The organism is Pseudomonas sp. PS01298 (assembly GCF_029959745.1).
Classification (GTDB): Bacteria; Pseudomonadota; Gammaproteobacteria; order Pseudomonadales; family Pseudomonadaceae; genus Aquipseudomonas; species Aquipseudomonas aylmerensis.
Genome location: NZ_JASCPP010000033.1, coordinates 16,587 through 42,972 on the forward strand (window position 1 = coordinate 16,587; position 26,386 = coordinate 42,972).

Annotated in this window: 33 protein-coding genes and 4 tRNA genes; 20 read left to right on the forward strand and 17 right to left on the reverse strand. The window is 60.4% G+C overall.

The features are described 5' to 3' along the window. Nucleotides 1-9 precede the first annotated feature (9 nt). The 3 genes from QMX97_RS13950 (at nucleotide 10) to QMX97_RS13960 (ending at nucleotide 400) form a co-directional block, all read left to right on the forward strand. Nucleotides 10-85, forward strand: a tRNA-Val gene (locus QMX97_RS13950). A 55-nt stretch (nucleotides 86-140) separates the two neighbouring features. Then, nucleotides 141-217 (forward strand) — tRNA-Asp (locus QMX97_RS13955). 106 nt (nucleotides 218-323) lie between these two features. Next, nucleotides 324-400 (forward strand) — tRNA-Asp (locus QMX97_RS13960). A 194-nt stretch (nucleotides 401-594) separates the two neighbouring features. Here QMX97_RS13960 and QMX97_RS13965 read toward each other — a convergent pair. Further along, on the reverse strand, nucleotides 595-1,878 hold the full coding sequence (locus tag QMX97_RS13965; RefSeq protein ID WP_065904552.1) for an FAD-binding oxidoreductase: 1,284 nt from the start codon (nucleotides 1,876-1,878) through the stop codon (nucleotides 595-597). Between the two features lie 184 nt (nucleotides 1,879-2,062). Here QMX97_RS13965 and QMX97_RS13970 point away from each other — a divergent pair. Then, nucleotides 2,063-2,139, forward strand: a tRNA-Val gene (locus QMX97_RS13970). A gap of 148 nt (nucleotides 2,140-2,287) precedes the next feature. Beyond that, nucleotides 2,288-2,722 carry a hypothetical protein gene (locus QMX97_RS13975; RefSeq protein ID WP_120449185.1) on the forward strand — a complete coding sequence of 145 codons (435 nt, stop codon included), beginning with the start codon at nucleotides 2,288-2,290 and terminating at the stop codon, nucleotides 2,720-2,722. A 16-nt stretch (nucleotides 2,723-2,738) separates the two neighbouring features. On the opposite strand, the gene QMX97_RS13980 is transcribed toward QMX97_RS13975, so the two are convergent. Next, nucleotides 2,739-4,166, reverse strand: a complete 1,428-nt coding sequence (locus tag QMX97_RS13980) for a DHA2 family efflux MFS transporter permease subunit (protein WP_282397094.1) — start codon at nucleotides 4,164-4,166, stop codon at nucleotides 2,739-2,741. 186 nt (nucleotides 4,167-4,352) lie between these two features. Between QMX97_RS13980 and QMX97_RS13985 the strand changes: the two genes are divergently transcribed. Further along, nucleotides 4,353-4,982 (forward strand): flagellar biosynthesis protein, encoded by a 630-nt coding sequence (locus QMX97_RS13985; RefSeq protein ID WP_282397095.1) that lies wholly within the window; start codon nucleotides 4,353-4,355, stop codon nucleotides 4,980-4,982. 68 nt (nucleotides 4,983-5,050) lie between these two features. Here the strand turns inward: QMX97_RS13985 and QMX97_RS13990 are convergent, their stop codons facing one another. Continuing rightward, a complete protein-coding gene (locus QMX97_RS13990; protein WP_065903742.1) occupies nucleotides 5,051-5,596 on the reverse strand; it encodes a DUF4410 domain-containing protein in 546 nt (181 codons plus the stop codon). Nucleotides 5,597-5,935: 339 nt separating this feature from the next. Here QMX97_RS13990 and QMX97_RS13995 point away from each other — a divergent pair, with 339 nt between their 5' ends. From QMX97_RS13995 to pcp, 3 genes are read left to right on the forward strand one after another with little or no spacing between them, the layout of a single operon-like run. Then, nucleotides 5,936-6,652 (forward strand): DUF969 domain-containing protein, encoded by a 717-nt coding sequence (locus tag QMX97_RS13995; protein WP_065903737.1) that lies wholly within the window; start codon nucleotides 5,936-5,938, stop codon nucleotides 6,650-6,652. After that, nucleotides 6,649-7,599 (forward strand): DUF979 domain-containing protein, encoded by a 951-nt coding sequence (locus tag QMX97_RS14000; RefSeq protein ID WP_065903735.1) that lies wholly within the window; start codon nucleotides 6,649-6,651, stop codon nucleotides 7,597-7,599. The genes QMX97_RS13995 and QMX97_RS14000 overlap by 4 nt, the downstream gene beginning before the upstream one ends. A 7-nt stretch (nucleotides 7,600-7,606) precedes the next feature. Next, nucleotides 7,607-8,248 (forward strand): pyroglutamyl-peptidase I, encoded by a 642-nt coding sequence (gene pcp, locus QMX97_RS14005; RefSeq protein WP_282397096.1) that lies wholly within the window; start codon nucleotides 7,607-7,609, stop codon nucleotides 8,246-8,248. Between the two features lie 16 nt (nucleotides 8,249-8,264). Here pcp and QMX97_RS14010 read toward each other — a convergent pair whose 3' ends face one another. The 5 genes from QMX97_RS14010 to QMX97_RS14030 all read right to left on the reverse strand — a co-directional run bounded on the left by QMX97_RS14010 (nucleotide 8,265) and on the right by QMX97_RS14030 (nucleotide 11,939). After that, entirely contained in the window at nucleotides 8,265-8,477 is a 213-nt protein-coding gene (locus QMX97_RS14010) for a hypothetical protein (protein WP_282397097.1), read from the reverse strand. Between the two features lie 222 nt (nucleotides 8,478-8,699). Continuing rightward, nucleotides 8,700-10,100, reverse strand: coding sequence for a heavy metal sensor histidine kinase (locus tag QMX97_RS14015; protein WP_282397098.1), 1,401 nt, complete (start codon nucleotides 10,098-10,100; stop codon nucleotides 8,700-8,702). Continuing rightward, nucleotides 10,097-10,768 (reverse strand): heavy metal response regulator transcription factor, encoded by a 672-nt coding sequence (locus QMX97_RS14020; RefSeq protein ID WP_065903725.1) that lies wholly within the window; start codon nucleotides 10,766-10,768, stop codon nucleotides 10,097-10,099. The genes QMX97_RS14015 and QMX97_RS14020 overlap by 4 nt, the downstream gene beginning before the upstream one ends. 42 nt (nucleotides 10,769-10,810) lie before the next feature. Then, complete coding sequence (locus QMX97_RS14025) at nucleotides 10,811-11,056, reverse strand: DUF2790 domain-containing protein (RefSeq protein ID WP_065903723.1); 246 nt, start codon at nucleotides 11,054-11,056, stop codon at nucleotides 10,811-10,813. A 112-nt stretch (nucleotides 11,057-11,168) separates the two neighbouring features. Continuing rightward, nucleotides 11,169-11,939: an alpha/beta hydrolase gene (locus tag QMX97_RS14030; RefSeq protein ID WP_065903721.1), complete on the reverse strand. Its 771-nt coding sequence runs from the start codon at nucleotides 11,937-11,939 to the stop codon at nucleotides 11,169-11,171. A 210-nt stretch (nucleotides 11,940-12,149) separates the two neighbouring features. On the opposite strand from QMX97_RS14030, the gene QMX97_RS14035 reads away from it, so the two are divergent. Further along, complete coding sequence (locus tag QMX97_RS14035; protein WP_282397099.1) at nucleotides 12,150-12,827, forward strand: HAD family hydrolase; 678 nt, start codon at nucleotides 12,150-12,152, stop codon at nucleotides 12,825-12,827. A 19-nt stretch (nucleotides 12,828-12,846) separates the two neighbouring features. Here the strand turns inward: QMX97_RS14035 and QMX97_RS14040 are convergent, their stop codons facing one another. The 3 genes from QMX97_RS14040 to csrA all read right to left on the reverse strand — a co-directional run bounded on the left by QMX97_RS14040 (nucleotide 12,847) and on the right by csrA (nucleotide 13,894). After that, nucleotides 12,847-13,143 carry a hypothetical protein gene (locus QMX97_RS14040; RefSeq protein ID WP_106803192.1) on the reverse strand — a complete coding sequence of 99 codons (297 nt, stop codon included), beginning with the start codon at nucleotides 13,141-13,143 and terminating at the stop codon, nucleotides 12,847-12,849. Between the two features lie 94 nt (nucleotides 13,144-13,237). After that, nucleotides 13,238-13,489 carry a hypothetical protein gene (locus QMX97_RS14045; protein WP_106803193.1) on the reverse strand — a complete coding sequence of 84 codons (252 nt, stop codon included), beginning with the start codon at nucleotides 13,487-13,489 and terminating at the stop codon, nucleotides 13,238-13,240. A 210-nt stretch (nucleotides 13,490-13,699) separates the two neighbouring features. Beyond that, entirely contained in the window at nucleotides 13,700-13,894 is a 195-nt protein-coding gene (csrA, locus tag QMX97_RS14050) for a carbon storage regulator CsrA (RefSeq protein WP_027604095.1), read from the reverse strand. Nucleotides 13,895-14,157: 263 nt separating this feature from the next. Between csrA and QMX97_RS14055 the strand changes: the two genes are divergently transcribed. Further along, the gene (locus QMX97_RS14055) at nucleotides 14,158-14,523 is read left to right on the forward strand and encodes a penicillin-binding protein activator LpoB (RefSeq protein ID WP_065903706.1); all 366 of its coding nucleotides are present in this window, start codon (nucleotides 14,158-14,160) and stop codon (nucleotides 14,521-14,523) included. Between the two features lie 31 nt (nucleotides 14,524-14,554). On the opposite strand, the gene QMX97_RS14060 is transcribed toward QMX97_RS14055, so the two are convergent. From QMX97_RS14060 to QMX97_RS14070, 3 genes are all read right to left on the reverse strand, one after another. Beyond that, nucleotides 14,555-15,244, reverse strand: a complete 690-nt coding sequence (locus QMX97_RS14060) for an endonuclease I family protein (RefSeq protein WP_065903705.1) — start codon at nucleotides 15,242-15,244, stop codon at nucleotides 14,555-14,557. Nucleotides 15,245-15,248: 4 nt separating this feature from the next. Next, nucleotides 15,249-15,500 (reverse strand): DUF1654 domain-containing protein, encoded by a 252-nt coding sequence (locus tag QMX97_RS14065; RefSeq protein WP_177343942.1) that lies wholly within the window; start codon nucleotides 15,498-15,500, stop codon nucleotides 15,249-15,251. Nucleotides 15,501-15,678: 178 nt separating this feature from the next. Continuing rightward, a complete protein-coding gene (locus tag QMX97_RS14070) occupies nucleotides 15,679-16,767 on the reverse strand; it encodes an asparaginase (protein WP_065903702.1) in 1,089 nt (362 codons plus the stop codon). A gap of 563 nt (nucleotides 16,768-17,330) precedes the next feature. Between QMX97_RS14070 and QMX97_RS14075 the strand changes: the two genes are divergently transcribed. From QMX97_RS14075 to QMX97_RS14105, 7 genes are read left to right on the forward strand one after another with little or no spacing between them, the layout of a single operon-like run. Then, nucleotides 17,331-18,287: a sugar ABC transporter substrate-binding protein gene (locus QMX97_RS14075; RefSeq protein WP_065903701.1), complete on the forward strand. Its 957-nt coding sequence runs from the start codon at nucleotides 17,331-17,333 to the stop codon at nucleotides 18,285-18,287. A gap of 57 nt (nucleotides 18,288-18,344) precedes the next feature. Beyond that, nucleotides 18,345-19,898: a sugar ABC transporter ATP-binding protein gene (locus tag QMX97_RS14080; RefSeq protein ID WP_065903699.1), complete on the forward strand. Its 1,554-nt coding sequence runs from the start codon at nucleotides 18,345-18,347 to the stop codon at nucleotides 19,896-19,898. Next, a complete protein-coding gene (locus QMX97_RS14085) occupies nucleotides 19,895-20,872 on the forward strand; it encodes an ABC transporter permease (protein ID WP_010209107.1) in 978 nt (325 codons plus the stop codon). Before QMX97_RS14080 ends, QMX97_RS14085 begins: the two co-directional genes overlap by 4 nt. Nucleotides 20,873-20,875: 3 nt before the next feature. After that, nucleotides 20,876-21,898, forward strand: a complete 1,023-nt coding sequence (locus QMX97_RS14090; protein WP_120449179.1) for a LacI family DNA-binding transcriptional regulator — start codon at nucleotides 20,876-20,878, stop codon at nucleotides 21,896-21,898. Nucleotides 21,899-21,921: 23 nt separating this feature from the next. Next, nucleotides 21,922-22,839: a ribokinase gene (gene rbsK, locus QMX97_RS14095; RefSeq protein WP_282397100.1), complete on the forward strand. Its 918-nt coding sequence runs from the start codon at nucleotides 21,922-21,924 to the stop codon at nucleotides 22,837-22,839. Continuing rightward, complete coding sequence (rbsD, locus tag QMX97_RS14100; protein WP_065903671.1) at nucleotides 22,836-23,240, forward strand: D-ribose pyranase; 405 nt, start codon at nucleotides 22,836-22,838, stop codon at nucleotides 23,238-23,240. Before rbsK ends, rbsD begins: the two co-directional genes overlap by 4 nt. 25 nt (nucleotides 23,241-23,265) lie before the next feature. Next, on the forward strand, nucleotides 23,266-24,294 hold the full coding sequence (locus tag QMX97_RS14105; RefSeq protein WP_262133242.1) for a nucleoside hydrolase: 1,029 nt from the start codon (nucleotides 23,266-23,268) through the stop codon (nucleotides 24,292-24,294). Nucleotides 24,295-24,327: 33 nt separating this feature from the next. On the opposite strand, the gene QMX97_RS14110 is transcribed toward QMX97_RS14105, so the two are convergent. Then, nucleotides 24,328-24,540, reverse strand: coding sequence for a hypothetical protein (locus QMX97_RS14110; protein WP_010209115.1), 213 nt, complete (start codon nucleotides 24,538-24,540; stop codon nucleotides 24,328-24,330). Nucleotides 24,541-24,711: 171 nt separating this feature from the next. Between QMX97_RS14110 and QMX97_RS14115 the strand changes: the two genes are divergently transcribed. Next, nucleotides 24,712-25,020: a hypothetical protein gene (locus QMX97_RS14115; RefSeq protein WP_065903662.1), complete on the forward strand. Its 309-nt coding sequence runs from the start codon at nucleotides 24,712-24,714 to the stop codon at nucleotides 25,018-25,020. 144 nt (nucleotides 25,021-25,164) lie between these two features. After that, a complete protein-coding gene (locus tag QMX97_RS14120; RefSeq protein WP_282397101.1) occupies nucleotides 25,165-25,485 on the forward strand; it encodes an I78 family peptidase inhibitor in 321 nt (106 codons plus the stop codon). Between the two features lie 74 nt (nucleotides 25,486-25,559). On the opposite strand, the gene QMX97_RS14125 is transcribed toward QMX97_RS14120, so the two are convergent. Continuing rightward, on the reverse strand, nucleotides 25,560-25,772 hold the full coding sequence (locus QMX97_RS14125; protein ID WP_003234260.1) for a cold-shock protein: 213 nt from the start codon (nucleotides 25,770-25,772) through the stop codon (nucleotides 25,560-25,562). Between the two features lie 289 nt (nucleotides 25,773-26,061). Further along, complete coding sequence (locus QMX97_RS14130) at nucleotides 26,062-26,376, reverse strand: hypothetical protein (protein ID WP_083221367.1); 315 nt, start codon at nucleotides 26,374-26,376, stop codon at nucleotides 26,062-26,064. Nucleotides 26,377-26,386 lie beyond the last annotated feature (10 nt).

Sequence of the window (26,386 nt, forward strand, 5' to 3'; positions counted from 1 at the left end):
CGAAGCAAAGGGTGATTAGCTCAGCTGGGAGAGCATCTGCCTTACAAGCAGAGGGTCGGCGGTTCGATCCCGTCATCACCCACCACTTCTTGAGAGTTTTGCCTTCGGGCAAGACGCAACGTTAAAGGTTGCACCGACGCGCAGCGGTAGTTCAGTCGGTTAGAATACCGGCCTGTCACGCCGGGGGTCGCGGGTTCGAGTCCCGTCCGCTGCGCCATATTTTCCAGGTTCGATTCGTCGGGCTTGAGATTGAACAGCCAAGGCTGGTCGATCAGATGTTTCAAGACGGTTGTGGGGTTTACCCGTAGCTGGTCAAGCGATACGCAGCGGTAGTTCAGTCGGTTAGAATACCGGCCTGTCACGCCGGGGGTCGCGGGTTCGAGTCCCGTCCGCTGCGCCATATCTGCCTCAAGGCCCACTGAACGCCTTGAAGCACAAAGAAAGCCTCTGGCTACTTTGATCCGATAGCAAAGACCCTGGTCGAAAGACCGGGGTTTTTTGTGTCTGCGATTTATGAATTGTACGAGCCCGCTCATGGGCGATGGCGAACTCACGGACGCCATCGCCCGCGAGCGGGCTCCTACAGGTTTTGCCTCAAAAGCCTAATTTGTCGCGCAAGCCGTAGTACCAGGCGCCCAGTGCGGCAAACGGCGTGCGCAGCAGTTGGCCGCCCGGGAATGGGTAGTGGGGCAGGTCGGCAAACGCATCAAAACGCTCTGCCTGGCCTCGAAGGGCTTCTGCCAGTACCTTGCCGGCCAAGTGTGTGTACGTCACGCCATGGCCGCTGCAGCCCTGCGAGTAGTAGATGTTGTCGCCCAGGCGGCCGACCTGTGGCAAGCGCGACAGGGTCAGCAGGAAATTGCCGGTCCAGGCGTAGTCGATTTTCACGTCCTTGAGCTGCGGGAAGGCCTTGAGCATCTTCGGACGGATAATCGCCTCGATGTTCGCCGGGTCACGCGCGCCATACACCACGCCGCCGCCGAAGATCAGGCGCTTGTCGCTGGTGAGGCGGTAGTAGTCGAGCAGGTAGTTGCAGTCTTCGACGCAGTAATCCTGCGGCAGCAGCGACTTGGCCAGTTCGTCACCCAGCGGTGCAGTGGTGATGACTTGCGTGCCGCAAGGCATCGACTTGGCTGCCAGCTCCGGCACCAGGTTGCCCAGGTAGGCATTGCCCGCGACGATGATGAACTTGGCCCTGACTTTGCCCTCGGCGGTGTGCACCACCGGATTGGCGCCGCGCTCGATGCGCACTGCCGCGGACTGCTCATAGATGCTGCCGCCCAGGGATTCCACCGCCGCTGCTTCGCCCAGCGCCAGGTTGAGGGGGTGGATGTGCCCGCCGCTCATGTCGAGCAGGCCGCCGACATAGTTGTCACACGCCACGACCTCGCGGATGCGACGTTCGTCCAGCAACTCCAGTTGCGTATGGCCGTAACGCTCCCACAGGCGCTTCTGCGACTCCAGGTGGCCCATGTGCTTGCTGTTGAGTGCAGCGAACACGCCGCCGTCCTTCAGGTCGCACTGGATCTGGTACTTCGCCACCCGCTCGCGAATGATCTTGCCGCCCTCGAACGCCATCTGCCCGAGCAACTGTGCCTGCTTGGGGCCGACGCTGCGCTCGATCACGTCGATGTCACGGCTATAACTGTTGACGATCTGCCCGCCATTGCGACCAGAGGCGCCAAAGCCGACCTTGGCGGCTTCCAGCACGGTCACGCGAAAACCGTTCTCCAGCAGGAACAGCGCGCTGGAAAGGCCGGTGTAGCCGGCACCGATCACGCACACGTCGGTTTCGACCTCGCCTTGCAGGCTTGGGCGTGGCGGTACGGCATTCGCGGAAGCGGCGTAATACGACTGGGGGTAGGGGGTGTTCGCCATCCTGGAACCTCTGTTTTATATTTTTTACGAGTGCCCCGATCCTACCTGAGTTGAAAATTGCCTGCCAGCCACCGAAAAAATACCGATGTGCCGGCCGCAAATAAAAAATTCGCATATTCATAGGGTTAGCTGCAAAAAAGATGTTGACACCCCTCCGGAATTCCGTAGAATGCCGCCTCACAGCAGGCACGTAGCTCAGTTGGTTAGAGCACCACCTTGACATGGTGGGGGTCGTTGGTTCGAGTCCAATCGCGCCTACCAAACAAAATCCGCTCTGCTGGGCGGTCTAGAAGGGCCCACCGAAAGGTGGGCCCTTTTTTGTTGCCTCGGATTTAATCCTGACGCCGCCCTCAATTAATCGACCGACACGCCGATGCAGTCGGTAAGCCTTCATCATCGGACATTTGGCATGCTCATCAACATTAGCAATCCTCCTGCCGTAGCCAGCAGTCAAAGCGTTGCAACCTCGACGGTTCCCCAGGCAACCGAGAGCACCAACCGTACCGGCGGCCTGACCGTCAATATGAACGCTGGCACGCAAGCGACTGCGGGTGCTGGCGGCGGTGGCCAGGCGTCTTCCAGCTCGACGGAGTCGGACACGGTCAAGGAGTTGAAGAAGCAGATCGAGCAGTTGCAAAAGCAGCTTCAAGAGCAGCAACAAGCCATGCAGCAGGCACAGTCCAGCAACCAGAGCGAGGCGGCCAAGGCTGCTGCGGTTGCGGCGGCGCAAGCGCAGATTGCAACCACTGCCGCTGCGTTGCAGACAGCGACTGCCGCGCTGTTGCAGGCTGTCACCGCTGAGGGCGGCAGTGCGACGGGATCAATCGTCAGCACCACCGCCTAATTCGACGAGGCGGCGTTCAACCGCGCTTCAACACACTTTCTCCCGCGTGCGCTGGCAGTCGATAGACGTCTACCAGCGCGAGCGCCCCCAGCAATGCCACCCCAATGAACGCCACCCGGAAGTCACCCACTTGTGCGTGAATCTCATGCCCCTGCACGCTCATCGACGCGCGCAACAACAGCGCCGCTGCCGTCACGCCCATCCCCATGGCCAGCTGGAACGACATGCTGAACAACGCCGACGCCTCGCTCATGCGTGGCTTGGGCACATCTGCAAAGCCAATCGAGTTGTAGCAGGTGAACTGCATCGAGCGTGACAACCCGCCCACAAACAGCACCACTGCGATGACCGCGAGCGGGGTCTGCGCGGTGAAAAGGGCGCACGCCGCAATCGACGCCACCCCGATCACGCCATTCACCAGCAGCACCTGGCGAAAGCCGAAGCGCTGCATGATGGTCGTGGTCAGGGGTTTCATCGCCAGGTTGCCGGCAAAAACCGCCAGCACCAACAGGCCCGCGTCCACCGGGGATAAGCCAAAGGCCACCTGAAACAACAGCGGCAGCAGGAACGGTAGCGCGCTGATGGCCAGGCGAAACAGCGACCCACCATAGATACTCACGCGAAAGGTATTGATCGCCAGGGTCTGCAGCGGCAACAACGGGTCAGTATGGTGCTGACAGTGGTGCACGGCCCACACCGCCAACGCAATGCCCGCTGCGACCAGCACCACGCCTGGGATGAGCATTTCGCCGGCCTCGCTGCCCAGCCATTCCAGCCCGCCCAGCAAGGCGACACAGGCGCCTGCGAGCAGTACGAACCCCTTCGCATCAAACTTGCGCACGCTGGCTTCGCGACCTTCCGGCACCAGCCACAGTGCGGCGGCCAACGCCAATACGCCCAGCGGCAGGTTCACGTAGAAGATCCAGGGCCAGGAGGCATGGGTGACGATCAGTCCGCCGGCCACTGGCCCCAGGATCGGCGCCACCAGGCCGGGCCAGGTGATGATCGCGATCATTTTGACCAGGTCTTTTTTATCCGTATTGCGCAGCACCGCCAGCCGCCCCACGGGCACCATCAGTGCGCCACCGATGCCCTGCAGGACGCGCGCAAAGACGAACATTTCAAGGCTCTGGCTCAGCCCGCACAGCAGCGAGGCGAGGGTGAAGACGATGATCGCGCCGGCAAAGACCCGGCGCGCACCTAATCGATCGGCGATCCAGCTGGACAACGGTATGAAGATCGCCACGGCGAGGATGTAGGCGGTGATGCCGATGTTCATGTCGACCGGCGTGACCCCGAACGCTGTGGCCATGGTCGGCAATGCCGTGGCGATCACCGTGGCATCGAGGTTTTCCATGAAGAAAGTCACGGCGACCACCAGGGCGATCAGGCGGGTCTGGATGCTGAGGCCATGCTCGGCGGTGGGTGTGGCGGAAGAAGTCACCGGTGCTGCCCCTTGTTCATTGACGGTCGTTCTGGGTTGACGATACCGGGTCGGGCTTGAGTGCACACTCACCGGCATGCAGTTATTTCAAAAAAGCCGGGGTGATGTCTAAATGATATCGCGCATGTACAATCGTCGCCGGCCGATATCCGGCCATGCCAATGATGGCGATAAGGAGCGGTAGTCATGAGCGTTCGGTTAGTGGTGGGGATTGCGGCACTGATGGTTCTGGCGGGATGCGCCACGAGTCGGTCGGAAGTGGATGTCAAGGTTGCGCCGCTCAGCACAAGCCAGGCCGCAGCAACGAGCAATGGCAAGAAAGTCCTGATCAGCACCGTGGATGATCGCGTTTTCCAGATCGCTCCACGAAGCCCGGATACTCCATCGCTGAAAAATGACGAGGTCAATGACAAGTCGATTACCGAGCGCGCCATTGCCCGTAAGCGCAACGGTTACGGCAAAGGGTTGGGCGACGTGTTGCTGCCCTCTGGCCGCACCGTTTCCCAGCTGGTGAATGAGTCGGTAGTCGCGGCTTACAAGCAGGCCGGTTACCAGGTCGTCACCGAGCCAGGCACTCCGGATGCAGCGCCAGTGAACGTGCATATTGTCGAATTCTGGTCCTGGTTTACCCCAGGCTTCTTCTCTGTCGACGTGAGTAACAAAGCCCACCTGCGTATCGAAACCCCGGGCGCCACTGCGCTGAATGTGGTGACGCGCAAGAATGAAAGCATGCAGGCGGTGACGGAGAGTGATTGGAAGAAAATCACCGAGGCCGGTCTGCAAGAAGTGTCGCGTGAGACCCTCAAGCAACTCTGAAGCCAGCCAGGCGGGATTGCAGTATAAGGGCCAACCCAGCGGTTGGCCCTTTTTGCAGGCGCGGTGGCTTACTGGGCCTTGGCGCTCTTGATGTCGCTGATCATCTGCTTGGCGATCGCCTGGACCTGCTTCTGCGTCATTGCCGAAGCCACGCCTTCCCAGGCCGAGGACGACGTGTCGTAGGTGCGTGAGCCAATGGGCGCGCCGGATTTCAAGTCGGAGTAGTCAGCGCGGGAGAACACCCAGGCATTACCCACCAGCGCACCCGCGACATACCGCGAACCCGGTTCGATGTAGCGAAACTTGCTCACGTTGATGCTGATGCCCACGCCGTCTTCACCATTGGCCGCGACTTTAGGACTTTCGGTGACTGTGAAGCCGGCCTGGCGTGCTTCGACCTGGAGCGCGTTATTCCAGTCACGCTTGAGCAGGTTCCAGTCAGGGTTTTGCTCCACCTGTTTTTCGCCCTGGATGCTCACCACCAGGTTCTGCTTGGCCGCTTCCGGGATGGCCAGTGCTGCGCTGCCGCCACTTTTAACCTTCGCTGCACAGCCGCCCAGCAGGGACAGCGCAACGGCGCACGAGAGGGCGATCAGGACCTTTTGGGTTTTCATCGAATTTCCATATCCACAACAATAGTGAGAGAGGCGTGCGCCGGTACCCGGTGCCGCACCCGATCAACGGGCGGCGCTAAGATGCGTGACTCGCGGGTTACCTGTCCACATCTTGTTACGTGTGCGCAGCAAACCCCGACAAAATTTATTGGTTTGCAGCAACAATTTTTCTTGTTGGACACCTCCCGCCCCCAGGCAGCAAAGTTGCCGCCACTGACGCTCGACCTTCCGGGTCAACAATAAAAAACCGAGCCGACTGCACGCCACTTCCTGCTGTGAACCCTTTGTTCACATCCTGCTGTAACGGCGCCGCAGCGCGCATTAAAGGACCTCACCGCCATGCAAACTGTTGTGAACTTATGGCCGTTGATCGGCGTACTTGTGATCGTGGTTGGCTTTGTCTTGCGCTTCAATCCGCTGTTGGTGGTGACCGCCGCCGCCATCGCCACCGGGCTTGCCGCCCACTTCCCGCTGGAAAAAATCCTCGCGACCATGGGCGACGGTTTCCTTCAGACCCGTGCCCTGCAATTGATTCTGTTATTGCCGCTGGCGGTTATCGGCTTGCTGGAGCGCCATGGGTTGCGCCTGCACGCGCAGAACTGGATCGCGCGGTTCGAGCGCGCCACGGTAGGGCGCCTGTTGATCATCTATCTGTTTGTGCGCGAATCCACGGCCGCCATGGGCTTGACCAGCCTCGGCGGACACCCGCAGATGGTGCGCCCACTGCTGGCGCCGATGGCAGAGGGCGCAGCGGAAAAACGCTACGGCAAGTTGCCGGACAAGTTGCGCCACAAGGTGCTGGCCATGTGCGCTGCGACGGACAACGTCGGTCTGTTTTTCGGTGAGGACATCTTCGTCGCCTTTGGTGCGATTGCGCTGATGCACACCTTCCTGCTGGGCTCGGGGATTGATGTCGAGCCGCTGCACATCGCGGTGTGGGGCATCCCGACGGCGATCTGCGCGTTTATCATTCACGCGATTCGCCTGCATCGGTTCGACCGGCGGCTGACCCGTGAGATGACGCCTGTCGCCACTGCCGTGGAGGCCGCGCAATGATCATCTCCATTCAGTACCTGTACTGGCTCGCCGGAGTGCTGCTGCTGATCACTGCGGGCATGATCCTGATGGATCGGACCCACCCCAAGCGCTGGTCCAGCGCCTTGTTCTGGTTGCTGTTCGCGGTTCCGTTCCTGGTGGGCGAGCGCCTGCCCTCGGTGGTCATTGGTGTGGGCGTGGTGGTCATGGCGTTGATTGCCGGGCTGGGTGGCGTCGGCCGTGGCACGCACGCCGAGCTGCATGACAAGGCGTCCCGCGCCAGCGCCGGTCGCCTGGGGCACAAACTGTTTATCCCGGCGTTGGCGATTCCCCTGACGACGGTGATCGGCTCGGTATTACTCAAGCACACCGAGATCGGCGGCGTACCGCTGCTGGACCCGAAAAACACCACCTTCGTTTCCCTCGGCATCGGGTGCCTGATCGCCCTCGGCCTGGCGTGCTGGCTGACCCGCGACACCCCGGTGCAAGCCTTGCGCGAATCGCGGCGCCTGACCGAGGCCCTGGGCTGGGCCATGGTGCTGCCGCAAATGCTGGCGATGCTGGGGCTGTTGTTCAATGAAGCCGGAGTCGGTACGGCCGTCGCGCATGTCACCACCACCTACATCAACCTGGATTTCAAGCTGGTGGCAGTCATGGTGTATGTGCTGGGCATGGCACTGTTCACGGTGATCATGGGGAACGGCTTCGCGGCATTCCCGGTGATGACCGGCGGCGTCGGCGTGCCGGTGCTGGTGGGGATCTACGGCGGCAACCCCGCAGTGATGGCCGCGATTGGCATGTTCTCGGGTTACTGCGGTACGTTGATGACACCGATGGCGGCCAACTTCAATATCGTGCCAGCAGCACTGCTGGAGTTGCCCGACAAAAACGCGGTGATCAAGGCCCAGCTGCCGACCGCGCTGATGATGCTGGTGGTCAATATTGTCCTGCTTTACCTGTTGATGTGAGGCCACGATGCAGACTCTATTGTTGACGGGTTTCGAGCCCTTTGATCAAGACCCGATAAACCCGTCCTGGGAAGTGGTACGCCTGCTGGATGGCTGGCAACTGGGCGCCGATGTGCAGGTTGTTGCGCGTCGGCTGCCGTGTGCGTTTGCCACGGCGGGTGAGTGCCTGATCCACTTGATCGACCAATTGCAGCCGGCGATGGTGATCGCCACGGGGCTGGGGCCGGGGCGCAGTGCTATTTCCATGGAGCGGGTGGCGATCAACCTGAATGACGCGCGTATTCCCGACAACCTCGGCGAGCAGCCGATTGATGCCGCCGTGGTGGCTGACGGCCCCGCAGCCTACTTCACCACGCTGCCGATCAAGGCGATGGTCAAGGCGGTGCGCGAAGCGGAGATTGCGGCGACGGTGTCGCATACGGCCGGTACCTTCGTGTGTAACCAGGTGTTTTACCTATTGCAGCATGCACTGGCTGCTGGCGCCGTGCGCAGTGGGTTTATCCACGTGCCATATCTGCCCGAACAAGTGCTGGCTTCGGGCGCGGCGTCAATGGCACTGGAGACGCAGGTCGAGGGACTCCGGGTGGCGTTGCTGGCCGCTTGGCATACATCAGTGGATGTGATGGAAACGGGCGGGCAGGTCAGCTGACCTGCGCGGGTCATCGTCAGGTAGCAAACAGGCGGGTGAGCCCGAAGGTGATGGCGCACGCCAGGCCAGTCATTGCGAAGGCGGTGGCCACGTACCATTTGATGAGATTTACCTCGGTGGTCGTAAGGTCGGCCTTGGTCGCGAAGTGCTTTTCCAGGGAGTCTGCCCTGCTCGAAACGGTGATCAGCCTTTCTTTCATTTCAGCCAGCCCCTTTTCCAGTAGACCCAATCGTTTTCCATGCCTGAACCTCCGTCGTTACCGCCACCACCTCTGCCTTGAGGTGGGGTGTCCAGCGAGTTTGTCCCGCCGAATCGATAGTGTTTCCTTTCCACTGCACTTCACCTGTTTCCAATACTGAGCGCGCGCTTTGGGGAAAGAATAGTGGGAACTCCGGCCAGGGGTGACAGCCAAATTTTTGCAAAATAACACCAGGCGCCTGGGGCGCGCGATTCAGTCGTCCCGCCTCGGAAAAAACAACTCAAAACACGTCAGTCCGGCCTCGCTGCTCACGCTGTATCGACCATTATGCAACTGCATGATGGTCGCCACAATCGACAGGCCCAGGCCATTGGACTGGGCCGAGCGCTCGCGCGATTCATCCACCCGGAAAAAGCGCTCGAACAGCCGTGGCAGGTGCTCGGCAGCAATGGTTTCACCCTGGTTGCTGACCCTCAGGGTGATGCCTTCGGCCTGTGGCACCGCCTGGATCAGCAGCTCGGAACGCGGCGCGCCATATTTGATCGCGTTGGCGCACAGGTTCGCCAGGGCCCGGCGCAGTAGCATCGGTTCAGCCCAGATCACACCTTCACCTTCGGCACGAATGCTGACCTCCACGTCACTGGCCAGGCCTTCGAAGTAATCGGCGATACGTTCCACTTCATCCGCTGCGCTGAGTTCCTGGCGTTGGCGCAGGGCGCTGGCCGGATCAGTGCGGGCGAGGAACAACATGTTGTCGAGCATCCGCGCCAGGCGTTCAAGCTCTTCGACGTTGGACGCCAGCAACTGTTGATAACTCTCGATGCTGCGGCTCTGTTGCAGCGCGACCTGGGTTTCGCCCAGCAGGTTGTTGATCGGCGTGCGCAGTTCGTGGGCCATGTCTGTGGACACCTGGCCCAGTTGCACAAACCCTCTGGCCAGGCGTTCGAGCATGGTGTTGAACGCGTCGATCATCGGCAGCAACTCTTTTGGCGCGCCGTGGCTGTCGAGGCGCTCGGCCAGGTTGCCGACGCCGATGCCCTGGGCATGCCGGGCCAGGCGTCGCAAAGGCAGCAGGCCACGGTGCACCAGCAAGTACCCGACCAGGGCAAGGATGATCGCGGCAATGCTCGCCAGGATAAACACGCTCAGGCGATAGCTGGCGAGCATGGCGGTGCGTTCGGTCATCAAGCGTCCGGTGGTGACTTGCAGGCTGCCCAGGTCCCCGGAATCGATCGACGCCGCCACGGCGGCGAAGGGGACATTGTTGACCCCAGGCAGATGGTGCACATCGGCAAGGCCCAGCGCGTGGTCTTTGGCAACGGCCGGCACCACCGGCATCTCGATATTGCCTGGGTTGACCAGCAGCAAGGGCTTCTGCCCCGGCGCCGCGATGCTCAGCACTGACTCGCTGTTGCCCAGCATGTTCTGGAACAGCTCCGGCTTGGTCCTGATCAGATCCAATGTATTGCTGTCGTTGAGCAGGTTGCGTAACTGATCGGTGCGATAGATCAGCGCAGCGTCGTCGCGCTTGATCAACTCACGCTCCAGTTCGCGGTACAGCGCAACGCCCAGCGTGGCCAGCAGCGCGAAGGCCAGCAAGGCGAAAATCACCGCCAGGCGCAGGGTCAGTGAATAATGGCGACGGCGGGTCATGGCTGGGTATCGAAGCGGTAGCCGATGCCCCGCACGCTGTGGATCAACTTGAGCTGGAACGGGTCGTCGATTTTCAGGCGCAGGCGCCGCACGGCCACGTCCACCACGTTGGTGTCGCTGTCGAAGTTCATGTCCCACACTCGCGAGGCAATCAGCGAGCGCGACAACACCTGATCCTGGTGAGTGGCAAACAAATGCAGCAGGGCAAACTCTTTGTTGGTCAGGGTGATGCGTGTGCCGGCGCGGGTCACGCGGCGTTTCAGCACATCGATCTGCAGGTCGGCGACCTGCAGCTGTTCTTCTTCCCGGCTCGGGCCACGGCGGGTCAGGGTGCGCAGGCGCGCCACCAGTTCGGCGAAGGAGAAGGGCTTGATCAGGTAATCATCGGCGCCGAGTTCCAGGCCCTTGATGCGGTCGGCGATATCGTCGCGGGCCGTCAGAAAAAGCACCGGCGTATCGGCTTCCTTGCGCAAGCGGCGCAGGACTTCCCAGCCGTCCATCTTCGGCATCATCACATCCAGCACGATCACGTCGAACGAGGTTTCCAGGGCCTGGTGCAAACCGTCCACGCCGTCGCGGGCGAGGCTGACGGAGTAGCCCAGTTCCTGCAGGCCGTTAAGCAGGTAATTGCCGGCCTTGGGTTCGTCTTCGACTACAAGAATGTTCATGGGAGTTGCCCTGCTTCTGTGCGTTGCGCAAGTGTAGTCTGATCAATTGTCACTCGGGCAACCGATCGCCTGTACCTGGTAGTCCAGCACGTGTTCGCGGCCCTGGTGGTCCAGGTAGTCGAGACGCGCGGGAACGATGCCGCATTGGCCGTAGGTATCGGTACTCGACAAGACTTTGTCGACATCCAGGTGCACGAAAAAGCCGGTCTTGTCGTGGATGACGGGTTCGGCGGCGAACACGGTGCCAGTGGCAAGCAAAGCGGCAAAGCCGAGGATAAACAGTTTCATGGCGATCTCTCTCTTAATAGGTTGGCTGCCAGAGCGTGGCAGTGGGTTCACGGTAACCAAGCGCTCCGAACAGCCAACCAACAGGTTCATGACAAGTTTGTAATGCAAGGGCTCAAGGCTGGCGGCCGGAGGCTTCGAGGATCAGGTCGGTGATTTCCTTGGCGTGGGACACCAGCGACAAGTGGCTCGAGGGCAGCTCGATCGTGCTGGCGTTCATGCGCTTGGCGAGGAACCGTTCCAGGTCCGGGTTGATGGTCTGGTCCTGGGTCGACACCGCGTACCAGGAGGGCTTGGTGTGCCAGGCGGCGTTCACGGTGCGGCCGCTGAACAGGCTCTTGGTGATGGGTTGCTGCACGGCGTACAGCTCCATGGCCTTGGCGTGCGGCACGTCGGCGGCGAAGTACTTGAGAAACGCGTCCTGGCTCAGCGTGAGGTAGCCATCGTGATCTTCCACACCGGCCCGCACCGGCATGGTCGGGTACTTGGCGGAAAGCGCGACAAAGTCTTCATTGGCATCCGGGGCGCGGGCCGCCACGTACACCAGGGCGCTGACGTTGGGGTTCACCCCGGCATCGCTTACCACGGTGCCGGCGTAGGAATGGCCGACCAGCACGGTAGGACCGTCCTGTTGATTCAGTACGCGGTTGGTGGCGGCGACATCGTCGGCCACCGATGTCAGTGGGTTTTGCACGGCGGTGACGTGCAGGCCGGCGGCCTGGAGGCGGGTGATCACTTCTGACCAGCTCGAGCCATCTGCCCAGGAACCGTGCACCAGCACCACGTTGTTGGCTTTGACCGGTGCGACAGTGCCGGCCAGGGCGGTGCCGGTACCCAGCATCAGCAGGCTGGCGGCGATCAGGCAGAGTTTGCTTGCAGGTTTCATGGGGTGACCCTTTTCATCAGTGGGAAGGTGGCGTCAACCGGTGTGGGTGACTGACGCCGCCACTGTATGAAGTGAGGGTGCTGACAAGACTTACAGCTTGATTACAAAGCTGTAATGCGATCGAGGGGTTGGCGGCGTTTACAAGCACCGAGGTGATCCGTAGATTGCATCGGGCCGATTATTTGTTACCGCCCACGAGGAAGCCACGCAGTGTCCATCCGAGGTTCAGCCGTATTTGCCCGCCGTTACCGCGCCTTTCTGTTCGATATGGACGGCACCCTGCTCAACTCCATCGCCGCCGCCGAGCGGGTGTGGAGCACCTGGGCCGAACGCCACGGCCTGGACGTGGCGGCGTTCCTGACCACCATTCACGGCGCCCGCGCGATCGATACCATCACCCGCCAGGCGTTGCCGGGGGTTGATCCCGAAGTAGAGGCGCAGTGGATTACCGAAGCGGAAATCAATGATGTCGAAGGCATTGTCGCGATCCCCGGCGCGGTCGCGTTTCTGGACCGCCTGCCGGGCGATCAATGGGCGCTGGTCACCTCAGCGCCTCGTGAGCTGGCGTTGCGTCGGCTGCGAGCGGCCGGGATTGCGCCGCCGGCGGTGCTGGTCACGGCCGAAGACGTCGCCATTGGCAAGCCCGACCCGGCCTGTTACCTGTTGGGCGCGCAGCGCCTGGGCGTGCCGGTGCAGGACTGCCTGGTGTTTGAAGATGCGTCGGTGGGGATTCGTGCGGGAGAAGCGGCAGGGGCGGACGTGATGGTCGTAACGTCGACGCACCTCAAGCCCATGGTGACCGAACACGCCAGGATTGACGGCTATGCCCACCTGCGCGTGCAGCGCGGTGCTGATGGCTTGCTGTCCTTGCAGAATGAAGTGGGCTGATACAAAAAGGCCGAGCCCGTTACTGGTCTCGGCCTTGTTCGCAGCCAGGTGAAGCAGAGGGAGGCTGCATCCGGTCATTCCTCATCGCCTGGCGGGACAGCACCATTTCCCTGAGAATTTCATTCGCCAGCCGGGCAATGGCTTCCGCCCCACGATAGTGCGCGCGCACGATTCCGGTAATTGCGAAATGGTCGGTTTCCGGGCCGCTGAGCACCGCCGACAGGGTGCCGTCGGCGTGCAATGTGCAGGTGACCTTGTAGCTCGGCAGACGGGCAGCCAGTGCAGACTCGATTTGCGATTTGCTCAAAGTGTCCATCGGTTTCAGCACCTTTCAGTGAGCGTGCAGAGCAAAGCATAGGTCGTGCTGCGTCGCTGTAAATACCGGCGATCTGATAGCGAAGCGCTGCGCATCAACGTGCATTTTTCTGAGCGGTTTGTTGACACAATTTAAGCTGTACGGCCCTCTGGATGGGCTTGAGGCAGAACATGAAGAGGTATCCACCCAGCACCAGTGTGAGGTCGAGCCAGGACGGCGGATCGGCGGGGTCGGTGCCTGCGATTTCAAGCCTCAAGCCATATTCCAGCCCCACGAATGCCAGCCCTATCAGGAGGGCGATGATCCAGGCTCGTAGAGCGAATGGTTGCGCAGGGGTTAGCCTCATCGACGTGCTCCTTCGCGCACACGGATGGCAGGGTATCAGTAGAAGATTCGGCTATGGATGACACGACAAGTTCAAAGCGTGAAGACAGTTTCATCTTGGCGCGAAGATGAATGCATTCGAGGCGTCAATCACGCAATAGACACTAGAGCGGTTCGAAGGGGTTTTCGCCAGCCGTTACAGTGAACGAAAGGGCTGGCTACTGAAGGTTCTTCAAGGCGTCTGGTTTTTGTCCGGGGCACTCAGGCCGGCCTGGATGCGCTGGTAGATCTCCTCGCGATGCACGGCAACATCCTTGGGTGCGTTGATGCCGATTCGTACTTGCTGGCCGCTGACGCCCAGGATGGTGATCGTGATGTCATCACCGATGTTTATGCTTTCACCGACTTTGCGGGTGAGTATAAGCATGGACTTCTCCTTGATTACTTTTAAGGACACGTGTTTCAGACAGGGCAGATGTCAGATGTGTGTAGCTTACTGCTAAGCGCTTCCCTGTGGCTGCCTCTTTTAGGACGCATAGAGGCGGCATTAATTCCCATGCCGGCATCATACAGGTCTGCGATACATCATTCGCATTGTTTAAGCCAACGTTTATGACGGCCAGAATAGACAGTGAATGATAAAGTCGCCTCTTTAATCCTTTAAGGAGCAGGGCAGTGCGTAAAGTAGCGATGGCAATTGCGGTGTTGGCATTGGCCGGTTGCGGTGAAGGCAAAAGCGTCGATGCGCCCAAGGCCAAGCCTGCCGTGACTGAAAGCCAGCCACAAACCGGCGCGATTGCCGCTCAGGAGTGGGATGTATGGGTCGGGCCACCCGACCACAAATTACAGGCGCTCACCGACCTCACGGCCTGGTTGCTGGAACATGGTTTCAATTTTTACATCGTGAAGGTCGACGGCAAGGACGAAGTGCTGCTGGGGCCGTTCGCCACCAAGGCTGAAGCCGAGGCCAAGCAGGTGCAACTCACTGAAAAGCTGGCCCGCGCCAAGAAAACCGATACCGAATCGCAAGTCATCGAGCACGCGGCTGCGCAATAACCGGCTGGATGGGCGGGAGTACCGCCCAGTTTCAACCGCAGGCCTTCAGGTTCACCGGGCCGACGAACTCATTGCCACGTCCCATCACACACGCCACGGTCTGGTTGCGCTGGCGCTCCCAAGCCTGCACCGGGTAGGTCTTGTTCCAAGCTTCGTAGAGCTGGCGATCCTGTTTCGACAGGCGCAAGCCGTACTGCTTGCTCATATAGAAATAGGTGCGCGCGATCATTCCGCGGATGGACGGGCGGGGCATGACCTTCTTGGCCTTGAAGTCGACCTGGGTCAGGCATGAACCGTACTGCCCGCTTTGCACCGGCAGCCAGCCAAAACTGAAGTTGTTACGGTCACCGTTGACCTCGCCGATACTCGGCACCAGGTTGTGCAGGTCTGCCTCGGCGCGCTTGAACACGTCATCGTGGCGCGTGCAGTTCTTGCGCCCGCCGTTCTGCCAGCACTGGCGCTGGTGCCCGATCTGCCAGGCCGGAACAATGTGCTCCCACTCGATGCGGGCGGCGCGGTTGGCGTTTTTGCGCGGGATGTAGCCGCAGGCTTTCAGGTCTACGCGGTTGCCGGTGTATTTGCAGCCGCAGTAGAACTCGGTGGATTGGGGGGCATAGAGTTTCCAGGCGACTTTCTTGGCTTCGCTGAAGGTGCGGGGTGCCTGGGCCTGGGCACTGACAGCAAAGAACAGGCAGCACACAGCGATAAAACGGACACTCATTGAATCAATCTTCCTTCGGTACAACCCAGAAAATCTGCACGCCACCGTCGTCCCGATAGGCGAGGGTGACGTTGTCGTTCTCCGCAATTTCTTCCAGCAACCGCTCCCACTCATCCTCCGGCTCGTCCGGCAGGCGGAAGATCAAGGCTGCCTTGGCTTTTTGGGCGTTGGTCGAGTTGATGATCTTTTGCACACGAATGGCCAGGCGTTCGTAGGCATCAGGCGGGGTTGGCGCTGCGGAAGAGGACTTTGCCACGGAGTATTCCTTAATAAGCTGTACGCACATACAGTATTTAACTGTGGGCGATTTCGCAACTGCTTAAATTTCAAGAAGTTCGTCTGACAGCTGTTCAGGTAGTTTTGCGTAAGGCGGGGGAGTGAAATGTGTAGGAGCGCGCCTGGAGAGGCGAGCTCCTACAAGGTATGGCCAGGAATCAATATTCCCAGAACATCCGTTGCAGCTCTTTGCTGTCCTGGGTCTTGGTCAGGGCGACCATGGCCAGGATGCGGGCTTTTTGCGGGTTCAGGTCATGTGCGGCGACCCAGTCGTACTTGTCGTCAGGTTGTTCAGCATTACGCAGAACGAAGCCACCGGCATTCACGTGGGAAGAGCGGATGATCTGTACGCCTTGCTTGCGCAGTTCCTGCAAGGCAGGGACCACCTTGGAAGACACCGAACCATTGCCGGTTCCGGCATGGATGATGGCTTTGGCGCCAGCCTGGGCCAGGGCCTTGACCGCTGTGTCGCTCACGTTGCCATAGCCATAGGCGATTTCCACGTCCGGCAGGCTCTTGATGGTCTTGATGTCGAATTCCGAATCCATGGTGTGGCGCTTGGCAGGCAGGCGGAACCAATAGGATTTGCCTTCAACCACCATGCCCAGCGGGCCCCATGGGCTCTTGAACGCTTCGGTCTTGATGTTGATCATCTTGCTGACGTCACGACCCGACTGGATCTCGTCGTTCATGGTCACCAGCACGCCTTTACCGCGCGCGTCTTTGCTGCCGGCCACGGCCACGGCGTTGTACAGGTTGAGCATGCCGTCCGCCGACATGGCGGTGCCTGGGCGCATGGAGCCGACCACGACGATTGGCTTGTCGGTTTTTTCCACCAGGTTCAGGAAGTAGGCGGTCTCTTCCAGGGTGTCGGTACCGTGGGTGATCACGATGCCATCCACGTCCTTGCTGTCGGCCAGTTCGGCGACGCGACGGCCCAGTTGCAGCAGGTTTTCGTTATTGATGCTTTCGGACGCAATTTGCATCACTTGTTCGCCGCGTACATTGGCGATCTGGCTAAGCTCAGGAACACCAGCGATCAATTGCTCGATACCGACTTTCGCCGCCTGGTAGGTGGCACTGTTGGCCGCGCTGGCGCCAGCGCCGGCAATGGTGCCGCCGGTGGCGAGAATCACCACGTTGGAAAGCTTGGTCTTGGTTTCGGCTTCCTTTGCCTGGGCGGCAACAGGGAACAGCAGCAGGAGGGCTAATGCGCCCGGGACAATGTTCTTCAGTGCAGATTTCATTATTTTTCTCTCTGGTTTTTGATGAGTGCTGTAGCAGGTTCATCTAGAACACCCGGGCGGTTCTGAATGCCACGAGGTGCAGGATGAGAGCAGGATCTGTACCAGGCTGATTGTATTCACGGATATAAATTAAGCTGTTGATTTAAAACAACTTATTTTTTGTTTTTGAGTGCGTTCGAACCCCCTTCGTCCGGCTTTCCGAACATTGGCCGCGATTGCGTTCGGTTGTCCGAAAATGCGCACTGGTTTCATGGGGGCGGTGGCGAATGATCCGGCAAAGCCTGTCGTTTTAGAGAACGAAGGGCAGGTCGCGATGTTTAATCTCGCGCCTTGCACACTGCGAGGCCAGGCGCTAGAGGGCTTGGATGAAAGACCGGTTTCTACCGTTGACAAATCTCGACAAGGTTCTCATAGTTTGATTAACGCAAACGTTTGCGAGATGTTTCACGGCGCACTCCTGGAGTAACGTGACAGCTCGTATCAGCCACCCCGGGTGGGAGGGCTGCCGAAGCACTCTTCGGTGCAAGCGTTGCTCACAATAATCATAAGATCGGAGTGAACCCATGAAGCTGCCATTCGCTGGACGTCTTCTTGCTGTCGCTGTGCTTGCTGCCGCATCCGCCGTTTTACCTCTTTCCTCTGCATTCGCCGATGACGCCGCCAAACCCAAGGTTGGCCTGGTGATGAAATCCCTCGCCAACGAATTTTTCGTGACCATGCAGGACGGCGCCAAGGCTTATCAGAAAGACCACGCCGCCGATTTCGACATGATCACCAACGGTATCAAGAACGAAACCGATACCAGCGCGCAGATCGATATCGTCAACCAGATGATCCTCGCCAAGGTCAACGCCATCGTCATCGCGCCCGCCGATTCCAAGGCACTCGTGACGGTGTTGAAGAAAGCCTCCGATGCCGGCATCAAGGTGGTCAACATCGACAACCGCCTGGACCCGGACGTGCTGAAAAGTAAAAACCTCGACATCCCCTTCGTAGGCCCGGACAACCGCAAAGGCTCCAAGCTGGTCGGCGACTACCTGGCCAAGCAACTGGCCGCGGGTGACAAGGTCGGCATCATCGAAGGCGTACCGACTACCACCAACGCCCAGCAGCGCACCGCAGGCTACAAGGATGCGATGGACGCTGCCGGCATGAAGATCGTCTCGACCCAATCCGGCAACTGGGAAATCGACCAGGGCCAGAAAGTCGCCTCGGCCATGCTGAGCGAATACCCGGACCTCAAGGCCCTGTTGGCCGGTAACGACAACATGGCGCTGGGCGCGGTTTCCGCCGTGCGTGCGGCGGGCAAGGCTGGCAAGGTGCTGGTAGTTGGCTACGACAACATCGAAGCCATCAAGCCCATGCTGCAGGACGGCCGCGTCCTGGCGACCGCTGACCAGGCCGCTGCCCAGCAAGCTGTGTTCGGTATCCAGAACGCGCTCAAGCTGGTCAAGGGTGAGAAAGTCGATGCCAAAGATGGCGTGATCGAAACCCCGGTCGAACTCGTCCTCAAGAAGTAATCCTGGCAGTACCCAACAGCGCCCGCTCGTCCTGAGCGGGCGCCTGGAGATTTTCCTATGTCATCTTCCGCCCCGAACGCTGTCCTCTCGGTCAGCGGTATCGGCAAGACCTATGCCCAACCGGTTCTGTCCGACATCACCCTGACGCTCAATCGTGGGGAAGTGCTGGCGCTGACCGGTGAGAACGGCGCCGGTAAAAGCACGTTGTCGAAAATCATCGGCGGGCTAGTCACGCCGACGACCGGGCATATGCAGTTCAACGGCCAGGATTACCGCCCCGGCAGCCGCACCCAGGCTGAAGAACTGGGCGTGCGCATGGTCATGCAGGAGCTCAACCTGCTGCCGACGCTGACCGTGGCCGAAAACCTGTTCCTGGATAATCTGCCCAGCCACTGTGGCTGGATCAGTCGCAAGCAGTTGCGCAAAGCCGCCATCGAAGCCATGGCCCAGGTCGGCCTGGACGCCATCGACCCGGACACCCTGGTCGGCAGCCTCGGTATCGGTCACCAGCAAATGGTCGAGATCGCCCGCAACCTGATCGGCGACTGCCATGTACTGATCCTCGACGAACCCACGGCCATGTTGACTGCCCGTGAAGTCGAGATGCTGTTTGAACAAATCACCCGCCTGCAGGCCCGGGGCGTGGCGATCATCTACATTTCACACCGGCTTGAAGAACTCGCCCGTGTCGCCCAACGCATTGCGGTCCTGCGTGACGGCAAGCTGGTGTGCGTCGAGCCGATGGCCAACTACAACAGCGAGCAACTGGTCACCTTGATGGTCGGTCGCGAGCTGGGCGAACACATTGACCTGGGGCCGCGCAGCATCGGCGGCCCGGCCTTGACGGTTAAAGGCCTGACCCGCGCGGACAAGGTCCGCGACGTCTCCTTTGAAGTGCGTGCCGGCGAGATCTATGGCATCTCCGGCCTGATCGGCGCCGGTCGCACCGAGTTGCTGCGCCTGATTTTCGGCGCCGACCTGGCCGACAGCGGCACGGTGGCCCTGGGCTCACCGGCCCAAGTGGTGAGCATTCGTTCGCCGGTGGACGCGGTCGGCCATGGCATTGCGCTGATCACCGAGGATCGCAAGGGCGAAGGCCTGCTGTTGACCCAGTCCATCAGCGCCAATATCGCCTTGGGCAACATGCCGGAAATCTCCGGCGGCGGCGTGGTCAACAGCCGCGACGAAACCGCCCTGGCCAAGCGCCAGATCGACGCCATGCGTATCCGCAGTTCCAGCCCGGCGCAGCTGGTGTCGGAGCTGTCGGGCGGCAACCAGCAGAAAGTCGTGATTGGCCGCTGGCTGGAGCGCGACTGCTCGGTGATGCTCTTCGACGAGCCCACGCGTGGCATCGACGTGGGTGCCAAGTTCGACATTTATGCCTTGCTCGGCGAATTGACCCGCCAGGGCAAAGCGCTGGTGGTGGTGTCCAGTGACCTGCGCGAACTCATGCTGATCTGCGACCGCATCGGCGTGCTGTCCGCCGGCCGCCTGATCGAGACCTTCGAGCGCGACAGCTGGACCCAGGACGAATTGCTCGCCGCCGCCTTTGCCGGCTATCAGAAACGTGATGCGCTGCTCAATGACGCAGTGCTTAGGGATACCCCATGAAAACAACAACTTCCCCCGGTAAAACTGGCGGCAACTTCTACGGCCTGGGCACCTACCTGGGGCTGGCGGGCGCGTTGCTGGCGATGATTGCGCTGTTCTCGGTGCTCAGCGACCACTTCCTGTCCTATGACACCTTCAGCACCCTGGCCAACCAGATTCCAGACTTGATGGTGCTGGCGGTCGGCATGACCTTTATCCTGATCATCGGTGGCATCGATCTGTCGGTGGGCTCGGTGCTGGCACTGGCGGCGTCGGCGGTCAGCGTGGCGATTCTCGGCTGGGGCTGGAGCGTCTTGCCGGCGGCCGTGCTCGGCATGGGCTGCGCCGCATTGGCCGGCACTATCACCGGTTCGATCACCGTGGCCTGGCGGATCCCCTCGTTTATCGTGTCCCTGGGCGTGCTGGAAATGGCCCGCGGCGTGGCGTACCAGATGACCGGTTCGCGCACCGCCTACATCGGCGACTCGTTTGCCTGGCTGTCCAACCCGATTGCCTTTGGCATTTCGCCGTCGTTCATCATCGCCTTGCTGGTGATCATAGCGGCCCAACTGGTGTTGACCCGCACTGTCTTCGGGCGTTACCTGATCGGCATCGGCACCAACGAAGAGGCCGTGCGCCTGGCGGGGATCAACCCCAAGCCGTATAAAATCCTGGTGTTCAGCCTCATGGGCCTGTTGGCCGGTGTGGCAGCCCTGTTCCAGATTTCACGCCTGGAAGCGGCGGATCCGAATGCCGGCTCCGGCCTGGAACTGCAAGTGATTGCAGCGGTGGTGATCGGCGGCACCAGCCTGATGGGCGGACGCGGTTCGGTGATCAGCACCTTCTTCGGCGTGTTGATCATTTCGGTATTGGCCGCCGGCCTGGCGCAGATCGGTGCCACGGAACCGACCAAACGCATCATCACCGGGGCCGTGATCGTGATTGCCGTGGTGCTCGATACCTACCGCAGCCAGCGCGCCAGTCGTCGAGGCTGAACCATGGCAACGATCAAGGATGTGGCGGCGCTTGCAGGCATTTCCTACACCACGGTGTCCCACGTGGTGAACAAGACGCGCCCGGTCAGCGAGCCGGTACGGATCAAAGTCGAAGCGGCGATCAAGCAGCTCGACTACGTGCCCAGCGCCGTCGCGCGTTCGCTCAAGGCCAAGACCACGGCAACCATTGGTTTGTTGGTGCCCAACAGCCTCAACCCATACTTTGCCGAACTGGCGCGCGGCATCGAAGATTATTGCGAGCGTAACGGCTACTGCGTGATCCTCTGCAACTCCGATGACAACGCCGAAAAGCAACGCAGCTATTTGCGCGTATTGCTGGAGAAGCGCGTCGACGGATTGATCGTGACCTCGGTGGGCGGCGATGACAGTGGCCTCGCCGCCGGCTTGAGCGCGGTGCGCACGCCGATGGTGATCGTCGACCGGGCGCTGGACGGCATTGATGTCGACCTGGTGCGCATCGACCATGAGCAGGGCGCGTACCTGGCCACGCGGCATTTGCTCGAGCTGGGCCATCGGGACATCGCCTGCATCGGCGGCCCGGCCCATACCCGTGTCGCGCAGATGCGCCTGGCGGGGTATCACCGCGCGCTGCGCGAGGCGGGCGTCGAGGTGGCGGCTGATCGCGCGCAGGAAAGTGATTTCACCAGCACCGGCGGGTATGCCGCGGCGGTGAAGCTGCTGGCGGAAAACCCGCCCAGTGCGATTTTCGCCAGCAACGACATGATTGGTTTCGGCGTATTGCGCGCCGCTGCCGAGCGTAATATCCGTGTACCCGGCGAGCTGTCGGTGATCGGGTTCGATGACATTCAAATGGGTCGCTATGTCTACCCGGCGTTGACCACGGTCGGGCAGTCGATCGTGCAACTGGGCGAGACCGCGGCCGAGCTTTTATTGCGACGAATTGCAACACCCCAACTGCCGATCGATCAACGGATCGTGACGCCGAGCATCGTGTTGCGCGAGTCGACGGCGCCTATCGCCGGTACGTTTGCGCAATACCGCTGAACCGAATTGATGAGTACTGATGTATGCCAGCAAAAGTAGTGGTAGTAGGCAGCTTGAACATGGACCTGGTCACCCGTGCCAGCCGGCTGCCGCGTGCCGGTGAAACCTTGGTTGGCCAGACGTTTTCCACCGTGCCCGGCGGTAAGGGGGCGAACCAGGCTGTGGCGTCGGCGCGGCTCGGGGCGGAGGTGGCGATGGTCGGCTGCGTCGGCAGCGATGCGTATGGCACTCAGCTGCGTGACGCGTTGCTGGTGGAAGGCATCGATTGCCAGGCCGTCAGCACCGTAGATGGCTCCAGCGGCGTGGCGTTGATTGTGGTCGATGACAACAGCCAGAACGCCATCGTGATCGTCGCCGGCAGCAATGGTCAGCTGACGCCCGCTTCGTTGCAGGCGTTTGACGCCGTGCTGCAGGCGGCCGACGTGATCGTCTGCCAGCTGGAAGTGCCGATGGATACCGTGGGTTATGCCCTCAAGCGCGGTCGCGAACTGGGCAAGACGGTGATCCTCAACCCGGCCCCGGCCAGCGCGCCCTTGCCAGCCGAATGGTACGCCTCGATCGACTACCTGATCCCCAACGAAAGCGAAGCCAGTGCACTGAGCGGCGTGACGGTTGATTCCCTCGACAGCGCCAAGGTCGCTGCGACGCAGTTGATCAAGGCGGGCGCCGGTAAGGTCATCATCACCCTGGGGGCCGAGGGCGTGCTGTTTACTGACGGCCAAGTGTTCGAGCATTTGCCGGCACCCAAGGTCAAGGCAGTGGACACCACTGCGGCCGGCGATACGTTTGTCGGTGGCTTCGCGGCCGCGCTGGCCAATGGCAAGCGCGAAGCCGAGGCGATTCGTTTTGGCCAGGTCGCGGCAGCGCTGTCGGTCACTCGTGCCGGTGCGCAACCCTCCATTCCCACGCTGCACGACGTACAAGGTTTTGTGCCCTCATGAAAAAGACCCCTCTGCTCAATATCGCCCTGTCGCGCGTGATCGCCTCCCTGGGTCACGGCGACATCCTGGTGATCGGCGATGCCGGCTTGCCGGTACCGCCCGGCGTCGAGTTGATCGACCTGGCGTTGACCCAGGGCATCCCGGATTTCATCAGCACCTTGCGCATCGTGCTCAGTGAGATGCAGGTGGAAAGCCATGTGCTGGCCGAAGAGATCCTGCTCAAGCAGCCGCCGGCGCTGGCCGAGCTCAATACGCTCACCGAACAGGCGGCCCTGGGTGAGCGGCGGCTGGTCAACCATGACGAATTCAAACAACTCAGCCGCAAGGCGCGCGCCGTGGTGCGCACCGGCGAATGCCAGCCTTACTGCAATATCGCGCTGGTGTCCGGCGTAACTTTCTAGAGTTCCCAACGACAAGGAGTGTTTTATGCAACGTGGTCTCCCAACCCTGAAAAATCTGTTTCGGAGTGTTCTGCTTTTGTCCGCGCTCACTGCTGCAAGCGCCCAAGCGGCGGAAAAAATCGACTTGATCATCGACACCGATCCTGGCGCCGATGATGTGGTGGCGTTGCTGTTCGCCATGGCCTCGCCGGATGAGTTGAACATTCGTGCGCTGACCACCGTCGCCGGCAACGTGCGCCTGGACAAGACCTCTCGCAACGCACGCCTGGCCCGCGAGTGGGCAGGGCGCGAGGACATTCCGGTGTACGCCGGTGCGCCACAGCCACTGCTGCGCACGCCGATCTACGCCGAGAACATCCATGGCAAGGAGGGGATTTCCGGGGTCACCGTGCATGAACCGAAAAAGGGCCTGGCTGACGGCAATGCCGTCGACTACCTGATCAAGACCCTGAGCACCGCCAAGCCCCACAGCATCACCATCGCCATGCTCGGTCCGCAGACCAACCTCGCACTGGCGCTGACCCAGGCGCCGGAAATCACCCAGGGCATCAAGGAAGTGGTGGTGATGGGCGGTGCGCACTTCAATGGCGGCAATATCACGCCTGTGGCCGAGTTCAACCTGTTCGCGGACCCGATAGCGGCCGAGATCGTGCTCAAGAGCGGGGTGAAGCTGACTTACCTGCCGCTGGACGTGACCCACAAGGTCCTGACCAGTGAAGCGCGCTTGAAACAGATCGCCGATATCAAGAACAACGCGAGCAAGATCGTCGGCGATATCCTGAATGAATACGTCAAGGGCGACATGGAGCACTACGGCATTCCCGGCGGCCCGGTGCATGACGCTACCGTGGTTGCCTACCTGCTCAAGCCTTCGCTGTTCAGCGGCCGTGAGGTCAATGTGGTGGTGGACAGCCGTGAAGGCCCGACCTTCGGCCAGACCATCGTCGATTGGTACGACGGCCTGAAACAACCGAAGAACGCGTTCTGGGTTGAAAACGGCGACGCCCAGGGCTTCTTCGACCTGCTCACCGAGCGCCTCGCGCGCCTGAAGTAACGCTGCTGCCGGTCGGCGCTCGCCGACCGGTTCTTATTCGCGCTCGGGGTCGTGTGCGCCCATGTGGTCGGCCGGGTATTTCTCGAATATCTGGCCGATGAAGGCTTGCGCCGCCTGAGTGCCGAGTTCCTTGACCAGCAGGTCGATACCGATGATCGCCAATTCCTCCGGGCTTCCGGGGCTGTAGGAGCTCTGTCCTTGGGGCCACTTGGCTTTGATGTCGGCTTGGAGGGTTACGGTGGTCATGGAAATCTCACGGGGCTGAAAGTACTGGGCAATGCGCTGGAACGCGGTTCTCACGGGCGCAGTTAACCATTTTGCGCGGCGTTTGGCACTGCTACTTAGGCATCAAGCGCTTCGGCAGATGCCCAGCCCTGTGCGACACTGTCCGCCTGTCCAATTGCCGGGGAACACCGCGTGCAGATCGATTTGAACAACCCCGAGAACCTGACCCTGGCTGCCGTGCGTCAACTGATCGCCAGTGCCAGCGACGACGAACATACCCAGTTGCGGGTAACCAAGGGCGGCATTGCCTACATCTCTTCCGGGAAGGCTGTGGGCGGCGTGGACATCGATGGGCTGCTGTTTCGCCTGGAAACCTGGGCCAAAGGCTCTGGTTACGTAGGCAATGTGGCGGCAAGCGATGAGGTATGGGTCACGCAGATTTTCAATGCGTTGAAGCAGAACTGGCCGAAGCCGCCGTTTGACTACATCGATATCTACTGATTGTTTTCATATCTGGTCACGATTGACCGGGCGAATGCCTGTGCAGAGTCAGGCAGACTTGCCCGGCGGCGGTTTACGTCTTGAAACCAATCCGCGCGACTGCTGTCGCACGATCTCTGTCCATTTTTTATCATAGGAGGCTTCATGCCTTGGAAGCTCGCATCATTCGGTACTTTGTTGGCAGCACTCGCGTTGGCGGGTTGCAGCACCCAGGGTGCCTCTGAGCCAGCCAGAGACGCCGCCGTGGCCGATGCCGGTCATAGCCGCTGTGAGTCGAAGGCCGCCGAATTCACGATCGGCCAGAAAGCTTCGCCCCAGTTGCTGGAGCAGGCCCGTACCCGTGCCGGTGCGCAGAACGCGCGCATCCTCAAGCCCAACGATATGATCACCCTGGAATACCGCTCCGACCGCTTGAACCTCAACACCGACGATAACCTGGTGATCACGCGGGTCAATTGCGGCTGATAGCCTGCCGGCTTTTGCAGCGCGCATGAAAAACCCCGTCACATGGACGGGGTTTTTTTTAGCTCAGCGGAGAATTACTCGCCGCGAACCTGTGCAGCTTGCATACCCTTTTGGCCTTTCTCAGCCACGAAGGAAACGGTTTGGCCTTCTTTCAGGCTTTTGAAACCGTCGCTTTCGATAGCTTTGAAGTGTACGAACAGGTCGTCACCGCCACCTTGAGGAGTGATGAAGCCGAAGCCTTTTTCATCGTTGAACCATTTAACGGTGCCGGTTTGGCGATTAGACATGGTGTATCTCCAAGAAACATATATTTTCAGTAGTGCTGTGCTGCTCAGGCCAACTGGGCACACTGGGCTATCATAGTCGAAATGTTCGACTTGGGAGCCCCCCCAAGGCATTGTTTGCTAATCAATAGCGTTGCGTTTAGTGCTGTTCTTGGCTGAAAGCCCCGATCTACGGGGCTTTAGCACGAAATATCAGCTGTTAAAAAAAGCCGTAAAAGCTGCGTAATTTGTGCGAAATGGCAGTTTTCAGGCCTTTTTTTCAGCAAAACGACCGTCTGATTTCGGGTCGTAGTTACTTTTTCTTCACGACTTTGCACGACGTAATCGCCGCGACTGCCTTGTTCTTGAGCGCAGGATCCGCGTTCTGATTGGTCATCAGCTCCTTGATCTCGGCAGTGCTCAATTCTGCGTTGATCTTGTCGGCGCCACATTCGCAATGGTCTTTGGCAGTTTTGGCGTCCACGTTCTGTTGGGCGGCTGCACTGCAGTCTTTAACGAAGCTGTCACGGGCACCGGCTGGCCAGTTGGATGGGGCTGCAGCCTGCGCGCCGAGGGAAAGGAGGCTCAGGGTAGCGGCGAGAGCGAGGGTAGAGGTGAAACGCATCATGGGATGCTCC